Here is a 267-nt window from a genome sequence, read left to right on the forward strand (position 1 = left end):
GCGACCGGCGAGCGCCGCATCGTCGCTGGCGGCGACGCCCATCGCCGGCGCCAGCGCGACGAACGCCTCGGGATCCCGCGAGGCCTGCACGCGATCGACCAGCGCCGCCTTGTAGTCCGCGTCGTCGTCGAGCGGTTCGCCCATCGCCAGCAGCGCGGCCTCGGCGGGCAGGCTGCCTGCCAGTGCCGCGGCCTGGCGCGCCTCGACCAGTTGCGTGAAGCTCAACGTGTCGGTCGGCAGGAAGCGGGCGCAGCGGTGACCGACCCG

The 267-nt window shown here is 75.3% G+C and carries 1 protein-coding gene; it reads right to left on the reverse strand.

Translation table 11 applies throughout. The features are described from left to right. The coding region (locus SB719_RS20505) for a hypothetical protein (protein WP_412159792.1) at window positions 1–267 on the reverse strand (267 nt) is incomplete at both ends.

The organism is Pantoea sp. SIMBA_079 (assembly GCF_046940275.1).
GTDB classification, from domain to species: Bacteria; Pseudomonadota; Gammaproteobacteria; order Enterobacterales; family Enterobacteriaceae; genus Pantoea; species Pantoea borealis.